At 39.0% G+C, this 16,538-nt stretch carries 17 protein-coding genes; all 17 read right to left on the reverse strand.

Features of this window, described 5'->3' with window-relative positions; genetic code table 11:
- Window positions 1–23: 23 nt before the first annotated feature.
- A complete protein-coding gene (gene groL / locus AC07UV_RS05875) occupies window positions 24–1,661 on the reverse strand; it encodes a chaperonin GroEL (protein WP_223584413.1) in 1,638 nt (545 codons plus the stop codon).
- 115 nt (window positions 1,662–1,776) lie between these two features.
- Entirely contained in the window at window positions 1,777–2,052 is a 276-nt protein-coding gene (locus AC07UV_RS05880) for a co-chaperone GroES (protein WP_088160030.1), read from the reverse strand.
- 301 nt (window positions 2,053–2,353) lie between these two features.
- Window positions 2,354–2,773 (reverse strand): preprotein translocase subunit SecG, encoded by a 420-nt coding sequence (gene secG, locus AC07UV_RS05885; protein ID WP_223584411.1) that lies wholly within the window; start codon window positions 2,771–2,773, stop codon window positions 2,354–2,356.
- 12 nt (window positions 2,774–2,785) lie between these two features.
- Entirely contained in the window at window positions 2,786–3,871 is a 1,086-nt protein-coding gene (locus tag AC07UV_RS05890; protein WP_282250845.1) for a DUF8458 domain-containing protein, read from the reverse strand.
- Between the two features lie 12 nt (window positions 3,872–3,883).
- Complete coding sequence (locus tag AC07UV_RS05895) at window positions 3,884–4,345, reverse strand: LptE family protein (RefSeq protein ID WP_282250846.1); 462 nt, start codon at window positions 4,343–4,345, stop codon at window positions 3,884–3,886.
- A gap of 64 nt (window positions 4,346–4,409) precedes the next feature.
- Entirely contained in the window at window positions 4,410–5,687 is a 1,278-nt protein-coding gene (locus AC07UV_RS05900; protein WP_282250847.1) for a sigma-54 interaction domain-containing protein, read from the reverse strand.
- Between the two features lie 37 nt (window positions 5,688–5,724).
- The gene (gene miaB, locus AC07UV_RS05905; protein ID WP_223584403.1) at window positions 5,725–7,161 is read right to left on the reverse strand and encodes a tRNA (N6-isopentenyl adenosine(37)-C2)-methylthiotransferase MiaB; all 1,437 of its coding nucleotides are present in this window, start codon (window positions 7,159–7,161) and stop codon (window positions 5,725–5,727) included.
- 250 nt (window positions 7,162–7,411) lie between these two features.
- Window positions 7,412–8,101 carry a YiaD family glycine zipper/OmpA-like lipoprotein gene (locus AC07UV_RS05910; RefSeq protein ID WP_495183019.1) on the reverse strand — a complete coding sequence of 230 codons (690 nt, stop codon included), beginning with the start codon at window positions 8,099–8,101 and terminating at the stop codon, window positions 7,412–7,414.
- Window positions 8,102–8,295: 194 nt separating this feature from the next.
- A complete protein-coding gene (locus tag AC07UV_RS05915; RefSeq protein WP_495183020.1) occupies window positions 8,296–9,051 on the reverse strand; it encodes a hypothetical protein in 756 nt (251 codons plus the stop codon).
- A 221-nt stretch (window positions 9,052–9,272) separates the two neighbouring features.
- Window positions 9,273–9,671 (reverse strand): hypothetical protein, encoded by a 399-nt coding sequence (locus AC07UV_RS05920; protein ID WP_282250851.1) that lies wholly within the window; start codon window positions 9,669–9,671, stop codon window positions 9,273–9,275.
- A gap of 4 nt (window positions 9,672–9,675) precedes the next feature.
- A complete protein-coding gene (gene rlmD, locus AC07UV_RS05925) occupies window positions 9,676–11,088 on the reverse strand; it encodes a 23S rRNA (uracil(1939)-C(5))-methyltransferase RlmD (RefSeq protein WP_495183021.1) in 1,413 nt (470 codons plus the stop codon).
- A gap of 358 nt (window positions 11,089–11,446) precedes the next feature.
- On the reverse strand, window positions 11,447–12,022 hold the full coding sequence (locus AC07UV_RS05930) for a TetR/AcrR family transcriptional regulator (RefSeq protein ID WP_120261822.1): 576 nt from the start codon (window positions 12,020–12,022) through the stop codon (window positions 11,447–11,449).
- Window positions 12,023–12,136: 114 nt separating this feature from the next.
- Window positions 12,137–13,177 (reverse strand): phenylalanine--tRNA ligase subunit alpha, encoded by a 1,041-nt coding sequence (pheS, locus tag AC07UV_RS05935; RefSeq protein WP_223584381.1) that lies wholly within the window; start codon window positions 13,175–13,177, stop codon window positions 12,137–12,139.
- A 286-nt stretch (window positions 13,178–13,463) separates the two neighbouring features.
- Window positions 13,464–13,922, reverse strand: a complete 459-nt coding sequence (locus tag AC07UV_RS05940) for a single-stranded DNA-binding protein (RefSeq protein WP_120261823.1) — start codon at window positions 13,920–13,922, stop codon at window positions 13,464–13,466.
- Window positions 13,923–13,941: 19 nt separating this feature from the next.
- Window positions 13,942–14,991, reverse strand: a complete 1,050-nt coding sequence (mutY, locus tag AC07UV_RS05945) for an A/G-specific adenine glycosylase (protein ID WP_495183022.1) — start codon at window positions 14,989–14,991, stop codon at window positions 13,942–13,944.
- Between the two features lie 106 nt (window positions 14,992–15,097).
- On the reverse strand, window positions 15,098–15,577 hold the full coding sequence (locus AC07UV_RS05950) for an urease accessory protein UreE (RefSeq protein WP_282250856.1): 480 nt from the start codon (window positions 15,575–15,577) through the stop codon (window positions 15,098–15,100).
- Window positions 15,570–16,526 (reverse strand): urease accessory protein UreD, encoded by a 957-nt coding sequence (locus AC07UV_RS05955; RefSeq protein WP_495183023.1) that lies wholly within the window; start codon window positions 16,524–16,526, stop codon window positions 15,570–15,572. The genes AC07UV_RS05950 and AC07UV_RS05955 overlap by 8 nt, the downstream gene beginning before the upstream one ends.
- Window positions 16,527–16,538 lie beyond the last annotated feature (12 nt).

Here is a 16,538-nt window from a genome sequence, read left to right on the forward strand (position 1 = left end):
TATATCAGATAGTTTGGATGATCTTACATCATTCCACCCATACCACCACCCATTGGAGGAGCACCGGCACCTACAGGGTTTTCTTCAGCCTCGTCAGCCAATACACACTCTGTTGTCAACAACATTGAAGCAACTGAAGCAGCATTTTCCAAAGCAATACGAGATACTTTAGTAGGGTCAATTACACCTGCCGCGATTAAGTTCTCGTAACGGTCAGTACGTGCGTTATAACCAAAGTCAGCAGTACCTTCTTTTACTTTCTGAACGATCACTGCACCCTCAATACCTGCGTTATTACAGATTTGACGCAAAGGCTCTTCGATAGCACGTTTGATAATATCAATACCGATTTGCTCATCTTCGTTTTCACCTTTAAGGTTTACCAAAGCTTCAGTAGCACGGATAAATGCAACACCACCACCAGCAACGATACCTTCTTCAACTGCAGCACGAGTTGCATGTAAAGCATCATCAACACGGTCTTTTTTCTCTTTCATCTCTACCTCAGTAGTAGCACCTACGTACAATACAGCAACACCACCTGACAATTTTGCCAAACGCTCTTGCAATTTCTCGCGATCGTAGTCAGAAGTTGTTGTTTCGATTTGTGAACGGATTTGAGCAACGCGAGCTTTGATGTCATCTACGTTACCACCACCATTGATAATTGTTGTATTATCTTTGTCAACTTGAACTTTTTCAGCTTGACCTAAATAAGATAACTCAGCATTCTCCAATTTGAAACCTCTTTCTTCAGAGATTACAGTACCACCAGTTAAGATAGCGATATCTTCCAACATCGCTTTACGACGGTCACCAAAACCTGGAGCTTTTACCGCTGCTACTTTCAATGAACCACGGATTTTATTGACAACTAATGTTGCAAGAGCTTCACCATCTAAATCTTCAGCAATAATCAACAATGGTTTACCAGTTTGAACTTGTTTTTCCAAGATAGGCAACAACTCTTTCATGTTGCTAATCTTCTTGTCGTAGATCAAAATGTAAGGGTTATCTAATTCCGCTTCCATTTTGTCAGAGTTCGTAACAAAGTATGGAGATAAATATCCACGGTCAAATTGCATACCTTCTACAGTTTTTACTTCTGTTTCAGTACCTTTTGCTTCTTCAACAGTGATAACACCATCGTTACCAACTTTTTCCATTGCCTGCGCAATCAAAGAACCGATGATCTCGTCGTTATTCGCAGAGATCGCCGCTACTTGTTTAATTTTGTTGTTGTCTTGACCAACTACTTGAGATTGAGATTTCAAGTTAGCAACAACAGCTGCCACAGCTTTGTCAATACCACGTTTTAAATCCATTGGATTAGCACCTGCAGCTACAGATTTGATACCTGGAGCAACAATTGCTTGTGCCAATACAGTAGCCGTAGTTGTACCATCACCCGCTTGATCAGCAGTTTTAGAAGCAACTTCTTTTACCATTTGAGCACCCATATTTTCTAAAGCATCTTTCAATTCGATTTCTTTCGCAACTGAAACACCATCTTTAGTAATTACTGGTGCACCGAATTTCTTCTCAATAATTACGTTACGTCCTTTTGGACCCAATGTTACTTTAACAGCATTAGCTAAAGTGTCTACACCTTTTTTAAGGGCCTCACGAGCCTCAACGTTATATTTTACTTGTTTTGCCATTTTTTTAGTATTGAGTATTGAGATATTAGTAGTGAGACTCTAATGTTACAAGTCTGCAGCTACGAACTGCCTCAATTTTTTAAATTTTAACTTTGTAATTTAGACTTTTAATCCCTTAGATAACAGCGTAAATATCAGACTCACGCATAATTAAGTACTCTTTTCCTTCGTAAGTAATTTCAGTACCTGCATATTTACCATATAATACTTTGTCACCTACTTTTACAGTTAACGGCTCGTCAACTTTACCAGTACCTACAGCAACCACTGTACCTTGAGATGGTTTTTCTTTTGCTGTATCGGGAATGTATAACCCTGAAGCTGTTTTTTCTTCTGCTGGAGCAGCTTCTACTACTACTCTATCTCCGATAGGTTGGATACTTAATGCCATAATTAATTTACTTTTTATCTGTTATTGAATTTATTTTTATGTTATAATCGTTATAGACACATCATCTTTTATGCCAATTGTAAATAAGAGGATGTATAAGACAATTTTTCACCGAAAACTTAACATGTTCACAAATAAAAGCACATTTTGCTGTCACACTGTCACTGTTTGTCTGACAACCTTACAAATCCTTGTTTGCCATTCCGATCATACTTCAATAGACAGACTGACAAACCGCGTATAACAAAAAAAGGCCTCGTCTAAATTGTAGACGAGGCCTTTTAAATTTCTTTGTTTGCAACTATTTCTTAGCTTCTTCAGTTGGCTTAGCTGCTGGCGTTGTCGCCGGAGTTTTTTGTTCTGATTGCGCTGGAGCAGCTTGCTCTTGTCCTGCTGGAGCACCTGCAGGTTTCTGTGCTGGTGTACCCAAGTTCAAAGGTCCTGGTTGTTGTGCTGGGGCTTCAATTTGACCACCCAAACCACCTTTAGATGTACTTGGTGATGATCCCATAATGTTAACACCCAAACTAAAAATCATAATAGCAATAACCATGATCCATGTACCTTTTTCCAAAAAGTCACCTGTACGTTTTACACCCATTAGGTTTGTTCCTCCGGAAAAACCAGATGATAAACCACCACCTTTTGGATTTTGGATTAAAACCAAAAATGCTAAAATAATACTAGCTAATATGATAAGACCAATTAATAATCCTTGCATCTCTTTATGTAATTAATTTAATTTCTTTTCTAATTCTGTTATGCGTGCCGCAAAGTAAGCATTTTTTTCTGGATATTTCAAAACTAATTTTTCGTAAACCTCTATTGCTTTAGGATATAAACCCTGTTCGGTATATATTTTTGCAAGGGTCTCTGTCACCAGTGAATGCTGATCTTCTGAGCTTTTTCTCGCTTTATTCTCCAAATCCAACTTTTCAGCCTGCAATGGTTGGATAATAGGCTCTTCGCGGATAAATTTCTCGATCACCTCATCCGTTTTGCGCGGAATCTGGAAAGAGATTGTTGTTTTCACTTCATCACTGAGTTTTGCCTCTGGTGATTGCAAATGGAAAATGTTTTCCCGAATTTGTTGATCCAATAGCTGGCTATCCAATTTTTCATGGATCTTCGCAATATCATCATTTGATGGTGTCATTGGGCCCAACGGTGAATTTACATAAGGTTGGTATGTTTCAGCATACTCAAGTCGCGTTTTATGCAACCACCATAAAAAGCTATAGGGCATTGTATCATCATCATAAACTGTGACACGCTCCTGTGTATCCTCCGATGGCTGAACAGAAATTTCAGAATGAGCTGGCTCAACAGTTTCAGTTGACTCAACAATCGTGGTCTGTTGTTTTGCATCACGCGAACGAAAATAATCCTGCGCTACACCTGCTTGAATCAAACGGTCCAATTCATCTGTCTTCTCCACCTCTTCACCATCAGTTTCCTCCTGCTCAACTTCAATATCTACCGCTACCGCTTCCTCAACAATAATACCCTCCGACAAGCCATCCTCAATTTCATCATCAAGAACGATGTCTTCCAATTGGATTTCTTTCACTGCCACCCCTGGTCTGCTATGCATAAATTCGTATAACCAATTTGGAGACGAAGCATACAACAATGCAGACGATAGATTCTGAACAGGTTTGCTCTCACCAAAAACTTTACGTTCATATATAAATCGCAAACTTTGCGCATAAGGATATTTTTCAATCAAAGCCAAAATTACATCTTCATCAATAGACTCCGGATGATTGATTGCTCGAAAGAAAAGCTCGTTATTCGATAGTGGCATAGTAATATTCATCTTGGAGCAGGATTACCAGTTAGCAAATGCCTTATTATAAATATCCTCTGTCAACATTTGGATAATTTCCTTACCCAGGGTCTCCTCCTGTGCACTCTGAAGATTTCCTGCGAACTCTTTGAAACGCGTAAAGGGTTGCTCAAAATCGTCTTTAGGGTTTATCTTATTATGATAGGAAACTTTAATTGTAATGGTCATCCTATTCATCGCAGCGCGGTCCGTTCCCGCTTCAACGGCGGCTGGACTGATCGTATAGTCTGTAATGAACCCCTCAAATGTAGCATCACCATCTTGGTTGACCTGACTTAATCGGGATTGGTTTCGAATACGTTCCTTTAGTGCCTCTGTAAAATTCTGGCTTAAAGTCGGATAAACCAAAGGTGCGATATTTTCGAAATATTGAATATTGACGGTCTTCATCCCTTCTGGAATGGATCCTCCTGTAAATCCATATTTCACACCACAACTATTCATGATGAATAGAAAAGCGGTTGTGAGAAAGCTGTATAAAATTCTTCTTGACAACATGTGCAAAACCCTAGTCTAAATTTAAGTCTTTAATTTTCCGATACAAAGTTCTTTCGGAAATTCCCAATTCTTGTGCAGCAGCTTTCCGTTTACCGCGATGTTTTTTCAAGGCTTTTTTGATAAGATCCGATTCCTTGTCTACCAAAGACAAAGACTCTTCTACCTCCTGTGCATCTTGCAGATAATCGTCCTGCGCAACAGGATTCTTCAATACATTTGCTGTATTATTATTCGGCGAATGTATCGTCAAGGTTGGCGCGATACCGTATCCTTCGGTATCAGATTTTATCTGTGGTTCAATTTCCTGATAGAGCTGATTGATATAAGGAGAATTTTGATCGAATGTAGAAGAATCCACACCTTTCTGGATCAGCTCGACTACGAGCTTTTTCAGATCGACCATATCTTTCTTCATATCGAACAGAACCTTATACAAGAGGTCTCTTTCAGAGAAATCTTCCTTTGCGTTATTATTGGATGAAACTATGGCCGGTAGACTCGTACGTGACTCATTTGGCAAATAGTTTTGCAGTGTATGCGCGTCAACAACACGTTCTTTCTCTAAAACAGCAATTTGTTCGGCAACATTTTTCAATTGACGCACATTCCCTGGCCAGTTATAGTTACGCAGCATATTTTGTGCATCTTCAGTCAGCTGCACACCAGGGGAGCGATACTTTTCCGAAAAATCGACAATAAACTTTCGAAACAATAAATTGATGTCTTCGGGACGTTCTCTGAGTGAAGGCACACGCAGAGGAACTGTATTTAGGCGGTAATAGAGATCCTCCCTAAATTTACCTTTTTGAACAGCTTCAAACATATTGACGTTTGTCGCAGCAACCACACGCACATTGGTTTTTTGAACCTTCGATGATCCCACACGAATATACTCCCCAGATTCCAAAACACGTAGTAATCGAGCTTGTGTACCTAAAGGTAACTCCCCGACCTCGTCCAGGAAAATTGTTCCACCATCAACCACTTCAAAATAACCCTTACGAGCTTCATGCGCACCGGTAAAGGAACCTTTCTCATGGCCAAATAATTCGGAGTCTATTGTTCCCTCTGGTATTGCTCCACAGTTGACCGCTATAAATGGGCCATGCTTACGGGAACTCAATTGATGGATAATATGCGAAAAAACTTCTTTACCACTACCGCTTTCACCTTGTATTAATACAGAAATATCAGTTGGAGCCACCTGCCGGGCAATATCTATCGCCCGATTTAACAACGGTGAATTACCGATGATTCCAAACCTATTTTTTATATCTTGGTTATCCATAAATTTCCAATTGGAAATAAATTTATATTAAGTTTTCTTAATCAACAATTTTACCGAGCAAGGTTGCTGATGTACATGATTCCACAAGCACATTGACATAATCCCCTTGTTTGTAGCGAGGGTCTATAGGAAACACAACCAAGGCATTCTGATCATTACGACCACAAAAATCAAACTCAGATCTTTTTGAAAAACCTTCTATCAGAACTTTACAAACTTTTCCAATAAAATGCTGGTAACGATATAAGCTATGGTCACGTTGTTTGTTGATTACTTCCGTCAAACGACGTTTTTTGACATCCTCTGGAATATCATCTTCATAACGCTTCGCAGCTAATGTGCCTGGTCTTTCAGAATAAGCAAACATATATGCAAAGTCATACTTCACATAATCCATCATCGATAACGTTTCCTGATGTTCTGCTTCCGTTTCTGTACAGAATCCGGTAATAACGTCAGTAGAAATCGCACAATCTGGAATAATTTTACGGATAGCATCTACACGTTCCATATACCACTCACGATCGTAAGTACGATTCATAAGTTCCAATACCCTAGAATTCCCAGATTGCACTGGCAAATGGATATAGTTACAAACATTTTCATGTGATGCGATTGCATATAAAACTTCATCCGTGATATCTTTTGGATGGGAAGTCGAAAAACGAACCCGTAAAAGTGGGCTCACCTCTGCAACCATCGTCAATAATTTGGCAAACGTCACCGTCTCACCTGGAGTTTCTCCTTCAGCAACTGGCGCTGTATGTTTATAGGAATCCACATTTTGACCCAATAAAGTCACTTCTTTATATCCAGCGTTGAATAAATCTTGTGCTTCTTTCACAATAGAATGTGGATCGCGGCTACGCTCACGTCCCCTGGTAAAAGGAACCACACAGAACGAACACATGTTATCGCAACCACGCATGATCGAAATAAAGGCCGTTACACCATTTGAATTTAATCGAACCGGATTAATATCAGCATAAGTCTCCTCACGTGAAAGCAATACATTCACTGCTTTTGCTCCGTCATCTACCTTTTCAATTAAGTTAGGAAGATCACGATACGCATCAGGACCTACTACAACATCAACTAATTTTTCTTCCTCTAGAAACTTCGATTTTAAACGTTCAGCCATACAGCCTAGTACGCCAACGATCATTCCAGGATTTCTGGTCTTAGCCGCCTCAAATTCTTTCAGTCGATTACGAACACGTTGCTCTGCATTCTCACGGATTGAACAGGTATTAATAAAGACAACATCAGCTTCCTGATAATTCTTTGTCGTTTCAAAACCCTTATCCAACAAAATAGAAGCAACGATCTCACTATCCGAGAAGTTCATTTGGCAGCCGTAACTTTCAATATACAGTTTACGTCCATTACTGATCTTTGGATCTTGTTCCAATAACAATGCCTCACCCTGACGAGATTCGTCGTGTTCCTTAGTTGTATGTGTTAAATCTAGCATAGCTCAATTTTCAAAGACTACAAAGTTAGAAATTAAAATCCATATAATGACAGTTTGTCAGCCAGAAATATGGTTTATACTTTGTCAAATTTGTGAAGTAAATAATTTATATCATAGCGGGTCTGGCGCGATACTTCACAAAAAAGACGCGGATAGATTCCGCGCCTTCTGTTATTTTGGAAATTCAACAAACTCTCTATTTAAAAGAGTCAAACATATCCGTCTCCAAAGGAGCGATTTGCTTAGATCGTTATTGACCAGCTTGTTGTTTTGCTTCTTTCTTCATTTGGTCACCAGCAACAATAACGATCTCCACACGACGGTTTTGCGCACGTCCAGATTCTGTGTCATTACTTGCTATTGGCTCAGAGAAGTTTCTTCCTTCAGTTTTAATACGTGAAGAAGATAAACCTTTGGATACCGCAAAAGCACGTACCGAATTTGCACGATCCAAAGAAACTTTGTCATTTGCAGCTAAAGTTCCCACATTATCTGTGTGTCCAATAACCAAAATTTCTGTCCCTTGTTCCTTATTTAATGTTTCAACCAAGTTAGCGATATTATCTTTTGCAGTGGCTTTTAAATCAGATTTATTGAAATCGAATAAAATACCTGAATCAAATTTTACAACAATACCTTCTGCAGATTGAGTCACTTCAGCACCTTCTACGGTTTTAGAAATCTCAGCAGCTTGTTTGTCCATTTTCTTACCGATCAATAAACCGGCTGCACCACCAATGGCCGCACCCGCTAATGTACCAATAGCCGTATTACCAGCCTTACCACCAATTAATGCACCTAAAGCACCACCCGCTACACCGCCGATTACACCGCCCTTAGTCTTATTACTTGTATTTTGGAATGTATTACAACTTCCAAATAACATAGCCGAGGTTGCAACAGTCAAACCAAATACAGCTAATTTTCTATTCATTTTCATATCTATCTAAGACTTTTAATATTCAAATTAAATTACTGTTCATGTTAAAATCAAACAAAGTGCCAAAAGCATCCTTTTTTAACTTTTTTGTTACCATACTCCAAAAAAAGCATCACAACGTTGATAAATGAAGACGATAAGCTACAAATAATCTCGATGTTCAATAGAACTAACAGTATAGAAACAAAAATGTTTTATTTCTCTTGGGTCTTAACTTCAATATCAGGTAACAAAGATCCTTTTGGACGCCCCTTTGCTTCAAAATCCGCTAAAGATTGCTGTACATAATTCATTAAATCATATTGGCCCCAATGTTCAGCTAGATCAAATGAGGGACGATAACGTATCATGAACGCATCTAAATCCACGCTATCCAATTTCGTTAATTTCTGGACAGCTGCCCTTGAAAAGATACGGTCTACCTGCAATTCCTCCTTTTCCCGGTCCATAAAGCGTCCAAAGCGTTTCGCATTTTTCGCCTCACGTCCAAAAAGATTATAAAGTGCGGTAGCAGGACTACCTAAATAAGTTCCAAATTTATTTTTCCCGCCATTATAGACCCCTTTCTTTGAATAATTTCCCATAGCATCATTCAGTTCGGCTTCCTTGGATTTTCGCTCTACAATGACTGTTTCAAGCTTAATCCCTTCCTGCATCTCAATATAGAATTCATTCAAGTTTGTCAAAACAGTCTTTACCGGTGAAAATCCAACTTTAGTGAAAGAAAGAGAATCTCCCACAGAGGCATCTATCGTGAACACCCCAAAAGAGTTTGTCAACGCTGATCTGCTCGTGCGCAAATTCAGGACCACCACATCGCCAATTCTATTGGCAGTTCCCCTTTGCATCACCATACCTGACACTTTCTGTATATGTTGGGCCTTTGCACCGAATGCCGTCAAAAGCAATATCAAGATGCCTAATAGCCCTCCTATGTGTATTCTTCTCATTGGAATATATTGTTTTATCACGCTAGTTTTCTCAGGCATTTATCTCGCCATTAGCGTTTTTTGAAAGCTATGATGTAATATCAACGACTCGAAATCCAAACGACCTGATTCTCCGCTCTGCTCATTATAGCCTTTTGAATCCATCATGCTTTCAACCTATTTCGCTAAAAATAGTAATAGTTTGACAATTGTATTGTTAAAAAAGTTTAAATATTCTTTCTCTATTTATAGGGGTAGAAAACAAAATTGGCTCCTTCAGCAACAACGACAAACAAACACATATAATCCTTCGCAGATTTATAATTCTGAATAAAAGTAGCTTTACGATCCTCTTGAATGATATCCAATTCGACAAACTCTTCCAACGTAGAAGCATTGATTGTCCAATTAGTTTCCAGATCCACACGATCTAAGATCACTTCACCCACGGAAACCTCATGTTGATGTGCTACAAAAATCGGATAGGAAGAATAGCCTTCCTCTATGATCTCCATCGAAACTTCACGGATCGACTCACTATAAAAATCAAGATCTACCTGCAAACTTTTCAAGGGACTCTGCCCAGTAGATTGCGCCTCCTCATTTCTGGCTCCGCCCGAAAATAAATCCTCTACTTCCATAATATTATGATTTTTTTAGTTCCAATAGAACGACATTTTCTACGTGTTGTGTATGGGGGAACATATCCACCGGCTTGATACGTTTTACATCGTATTTTTCTGCCAATAGCACTAAATCTCTCGCCTGTGTTGCGGCATTACAACTCACGTAAACAATTTTCGGAGACTCCATTTCCAATAACCGGGCCACGACATCCGCATGCATACCTGCTCTTGGCGGATCCGTAATCACTACATCCGGTTTCCCATGCTCAGCAATAAAAGATGGTATCAACACATCTTTCATATCTCCAGCGTAAAACTTCGTATTGTTGATATTATTGATCGCTGAATTGACCTTTGCGTCTTCAATTGCAGTAGGTACGTACTCAACTCCGATCACTTCTTTTGCCTTCTTAGCAACAAAATTCGCAATTGTACCAGCTCCGGTATATAAGTCATAAACCAACTCATCCCCCTTTAGATCCGCAAAATCACGTGTGATCTTATAGAGTTCATATGCTTGTGCAGAATTGGTTTGATAAAATGATTTCGGTCCCACCTTATAGCGAAGACCTTCCATTTCCTCATAAATAAAATCCCGACCCGCATATACTTGAATATCTTGATCAAAGATGGTATCATTGCGCTTTTGATTCACAATATAAAGAAGCGAGGCAATCTGCGGATATTTTTCATTGATGAAATTCATTAACAATTCCACCTGCCCTTCTTCTGGGTAGGCAAAAACCACAATGACCATCATCTCCCCTGTAGAAGAAATACGGATAATCAGATTTCGTAATACACCTGTATGTTCACGAAGATCGTAGAAGGTCATCCCTTTACTTAGTGCAAAGTCCCGTATGGTATTCCGCACCTCATTGGAAGGATCTTCCTGAAGAAAACAATGATCGATATCTAAGATTTTATCAAAACGTCCTGGTACATGGAAGCCCAAAGCATTCATTTCCAATTGCGATGAATCTTCATCAACAGAGGTCAACCATTTCTTATTGGAAAATGTATATTCTAATTTATTTCTATAATACTCCGTTTGAGCTGATCCCAAAATATCCTCCATGGAGGAAGTATCGACTTTCCCAATACGGGATAAAGCATTATCAACAGATTGTTGCTTGAATTTTAATTGGGCTTCATAGCTCATGTGTTGCCATTTACAGCCACCACAAACACCAAAATGCTCACAAAAAGGGTCTACGCGATAAGTAGAAGCTTCCTTCAAACTCGTCACCCGAGCTTCAGCAAAATTCTTCTTCTTGCGCATTAACTCCACATCGACAACATCACCAGGGACAGCTTTTTCGACAAACAAAACCAAATCATCAGTTTTACCTACACCCCTACCTTCTTCGGCAATATCAATGATTGCAATATCTTTCAAGAACTTTTTTTCTTGCGGAATTCTTCTACTCATAGTTTGCAAAAATACAATTTTTTATAATGATTTTCCACTGACCTATACGGTCTTAAAAAAAAGACCTTTTGCGCATCGCAATAATCCATTTACATCAGGCCGATTTCCCCAATATTCAAAATTAGTCAAGCAATAACAAAGACCATTATTCAAATATCAACGATAATATAAGTTTAGCACAAATAGCTATGAAAATCGACTAAAAGTTCTTTCTGCCCAATAACCTGAGCCTAACAAGCTCATTGATCCCCTAACGAAAAACACGAATCAATAAAAAACAGACGATTCAGAAAAAAAATTGAAGATTATTTAAAAGTGGATAACCGAAAGGCAATAGACAAATAAGACCCAACGTCATTTAGAGTATAGTTGCCTGCACCAGATAAGGAAGAATCTCCTTTTGAAAAGAAATGAAATTTTTACGCACATCGGCATCTGAAACAGCTGTAAAAGCAAAAGAGAATACAATGCTCTTACTTGATTTGATCAGAAATGTCAGTTTTTCCTCACTGATCGCCTCATTAATCTTTTCATTCTGAATAAATGTGCTTAAAAGCAAAAATTCCAAATCCTCAGATAGTGTTTTTAGATATTCCTGTGCATTGGCAGACTCACGAATAAATTCCCAGCCAATCAACTCATTACATGCGGTATAGGTTAGTCGGCTGACACGAAGAATTGTGGAAGCCAAAAAAGAGGCCATATCATCCTCATATTTTGTCGTCTTTAAGATCTCCAACAAACTCGCCCGCAGATAATCCATCAAGATAGCATGCAAAATCATCTCCTTACTATCAAAATATTTATAAACAGTCGCTTTAGCAATCTTAGCTTTTTTCGCTAAGGTGTTTACACTGGTTTTATGATAACCATTTTGACGAAAGAGTTCCCGTGCGGTTCTTTTTATGGATTCAATGATATGATCTGGTTCCATATTCTTCAGATAAGACTACCACACATCACACTATTTCCAATTCCCGAACAGAACAAGATGCGCTTTGAGAGTGGCAATAGTGTGATGGTTTCAATAGTCTTTATTAGCATTGATTTATATTAGTTCAGTCTCAAACTGAGATAAGAAACGTGTATCATTTTCAGAGAAAAGTCGCAAATCTTTGATCACATATTTAAGGTTTGTGATCCTTTCGATACCCATACCGAAGGCAAAACCTGAATACTTTTTACTGTCAATACCACAATTCTCAAGAACATTCGGATCTACCATTCCACAACCTAAAATCTCTACCCAACCTGAATATTTACAAAGATTACATCCAGCACCTTTACAGATCGTACAAGAAATATCCATCTCCGCTGAAGGTTCTGTAAAAGGGAAATAAGATGGACGGAAACGTACTTTAGTCCCCTCACCGTACATTTCTTGAACAAAATGATATAAAGTCTGCTTCAAATCAGCAAATGAAACATTTTCATCCACATATAATCCTTCTACCTGATGAAAGAAACAATGTGCGCGGGCAGAAATTGCTTCGTTCCGATACACACGTCCAGGCATAATCGCTCGGAAAGGAGGTTTACCAGCTTCCATCAGGCGAACCTGGACAGATGATGTATGTGTTCTTAGCGTAATATCATTACCTTCTTGCTTTTTTATAAAGAATGTATCTTGCATATCACGCGCCGGATGTTCAGGAGGAAAATTCAAAGCAGAGAAATTGTGCCAATCATCTTCAATCTCTGGCCCCTCAGAAACGATGAAGCCTAGCTTTTTAAAGATCTCAACGATTTCCTTGCGTACCAATGAGATCGGATGTCTAGACCCCAATTGAAATCCGTTACCAGGTAGCGTTAAATCACCTTCCATTTGTTGGGATTTCTGCTTTTCACCTGAACCAAATTTCTCTTGTGCTTCCTTGAATGTATTTTCTGCCAACTGCTTAAATTCATTCAGTACTTTCCCCAAAGTACGTTTTTCTTCAGGAGTAACTGTTTTGAATTCGTCAAAAAGATTTTTTACAATCCCTTTGGAAACCAAAAACTTCAATCTGAAATTTTCTACATCGGCTGAAGAAGATGGCACAAACGCCTTAATTTCTTCAGTATACTGCGTAATTTTATCTTGCAACATAATTACGACAAACATAGCCAAAATTTCCGCCAAAAAGAAATTTTAGCGATCTCTCAACTCGTGTCAAAAGCGTTCCTGTATAGAAAATCAGCATTTACGATTCGATGAGACAAAGGTCTTTGTAATCAACTCTTTGAACGCGCACAAATGGTTTGATTGTGGTAAAAAGAAATTAGAAATATGCCAAAAATCAAAAAGAGCAGATTTTCATCTGCTCTTTTGCCCATAACTAATATTTAATATAAAATGATAATCTTCTAATATTCAAAGCTACCTTTAAGTTCGATTAAAATGGAAGCGGATTATCTTCCTGATCGTTTTCGGTAAAATCAACTTCGATTTCTTTATCCTCAGCTTTCTGCGCCGGTGTACTTGCAACATTCCCCGTGTTAGCAGCGCCAGCAGGTTCAAAATCCGATTTCCGTCCCAAAAGGGTAAAAGTCTCTGCAACGACTTCAGTCGCATAACGTCTGATCCCCTCTTTATCTTCGTAGGTACGCGTACGTAATCGACCTTCGATATAGACCAATTTGCCTTTAGTAAGGTATTTTACTGCCACATCTGCCAAACCACGCCACATGACAATATTGTGCCACTCGGTTTGTTCTACTCGTTTTCCGTCCTTGTTATACGTTTCTGAAGTTGCCAATGGGAAACTGGCAACGGAGACATTGCCTTCTAAATATCGAATTTCGGGATCTTTTCCAAGATGTCCCACTAAAATAACTTTGTTAACTCCTGACATAATTTAAAAGCATAAATGGTTAAAAATTTGATCTTTCCAAAAAGGTAAAGATCAACTTGTGTTTAGCTAATTTATCTAAATCTTTTAAAAATACATAATCCCAACTGGATTTTTTTTGATTTAGACTGCCCTCTAACCGCACTTCAAAAAATGTCGCATAAATATTCTGATGGCTCAGAATATGTTTAGTTTGCTTTTGCAGGAGTTTAATTTCAGCCTTTCCCCCAAAATACTGGACAAATTGCTCATCTCCAAGGAGCTCGGGTATCGTTAATGTTCGATCAGACTCGATCAGCGGAAACTCATATAAATTCTGCCAGACATCGCCTTCCCCGCGTTTTGACATTAAAATTTGTACATCATCCTTGATGATAAAATAATTAAAATATCGATCCTTACTCGCCTTGGCTTTAAGTTTAACTGGCAATCGATCGACCTCTCCTTGCAGCAAAGCGTAACATGATGTATTGAACATACAGGTAATACACAGGGGTTGTTTTGGTTTACAATGAATAGCCCCAAAATCCATGATAGCTTGATTGTATAATGCCGGATGGTCTTGATCTAAATTCTCCTGAGCGATAGCCGTAAAAATTTTCTTTCCCTCAGTAGAATTGATTGCTGTATCTATTCCATAGTATCTCGACAGCACACGAAATACATTCCCATCCAGTACAGCCTGAGCCTCATTATTAGCAAAGGATGATATTGCGGCAGCTGTATATTCACCTACACCAGGAAGTTTTAGCAGCGTTTTATAGTCTACGGGAAAAATGCCGTTATATTCGTCACGGACAATTCGTGCAGCCTTATGCATATTTCGTCCCCTTGAATAATAACCTAGTCCTTGCCAAAGGTGTAAAATATCATCTTCATTTGCATTCGCAAAGTCAACGACTGTCTCAAAACGTTCTACAAATCGTAAATAGTAAGGTAGTCCTTGTTCTACTCGAGTCTGTTGCAAGATAATCTCAGAGAGCCAAATTTTATAAGCATCTCTTGTTTCCCGCCATGGTAAATCACGCTTATGCTGTTGATACCATCCCTGCAATTCCGCACCAAATGTCATAACAACAAAAATGCACAATTTTTCAGCATTTTCAAGCAGCGCGCAAACAAAGATCGGCTGCCGCTATCAAATCAAAACCTGAAACAAGCATTCCAATACTCACCTCTTATTTTTTCGCATTGCGAAGCGATGTAATCTGTTCATCCGGTTCCAAAATGGCATTCTCCAAAGCAATGGAACCATTATATTTTTCTTTTAAAGCCTGATACAGGCGTCCGTCATAGGAGACAGCAAAGCGTCCGTCAGCTTTCAGATACACGGGCAAATGACGATTGCCTACATCAAAACAGAATTCTCCGACCACAGAAAGATCCTGACTGTCAAGCAATACACAAAGACAAGGCAAGATATTGACCTGTATAAACAGATCATCGCTATGATAGATACATTGTCCCGACAGTAAGGCCGTGCTGTCATCGCGTTGTATCTTTACTGTATTGCCCTTACGCGTTTTGCGATGGATAACACGTTTATTCACTTCAAAGTAGGAAAGATCCAAGATATCCGATTCACGATTGAATTTAACATCCTCAAAATTGGGAATGGACTCAATGAGGATTTCGGTAGGCTCTTTCGATTTACGCATATTTCAGCCCTTCCTCCGTTTTACTTTTGCTTACCTTCCTTTTCCGCGGACTGGTTGCACTTTTCTTTTCAACAACAACAACCTCTGTCACAACCGATTCCGCCACAACTGGCAAAGATTCTTTTACCTCATTTTCGATAACTTCACCTTCTTTTGACTCCGACAGTTTGTGCATGGTAAAGTCCCAACACAATTGCCCCAGCATTTGCAGAAAATCATAAAGCAATTCACCATCAGAACCCAGCGCTCGTAGAATAACGACATCTGACGAAGCCTGTGTAAATCCATAAGAGATATCATTATATTCTACAGTCAATATTTCATCAAGTTCGCTCTTTAATTCCTGAGCAAAAAGAGCAGAGAATAAAAAGGTCGCTTGATGGGTATAACCTTCAAAGAAGAGCATTTTCTGAATGGGCTGCTTTTTGGGTTGTAACAGCTGATTATCAATAAAGGCCAGTTTTCCTGATCTGAAAATCTTAGTCTGTGTATGCAAACGATCAAATTCAAATGCTTCTTTCATATAGATTCGCCCGACACTGATAATATCACCCCACATCAAAACCGCATCTTCTGCCAAATGAATATGATTGGTCGCCTTGAATATGGAGTCTTTAAAAGGTGTGACCGGATGCGGAATGTAATGCAATATCCCCCCCGAAGCCACCTGTACATCTGTGTGCTGGCTAGCCCCAGTTTTCATCGGGTGCAATTTATTGAAAGACTGCGTAAACAGCTTTAATTGGGCCTCTTCCTTTACATGGACATCAATATGAAGATGATCTGTATCCATAATACCGGGTGATGCACTCATGATAATCATTTCCAGATGATCAGTTAGATTCGCAGCTCCATAATGAGTCAATTTATAAGGTGCATTATGGTAGCTTTCTTTCAGCCTGCTTCTACCGTCCTCTTTGGCTACATTTAATACTATCTTACTATCCATATCCTATTGTTT

This window comes from Sphingobacterium sp. GW821-FHT03E03 (assembly GCF_059420745.1).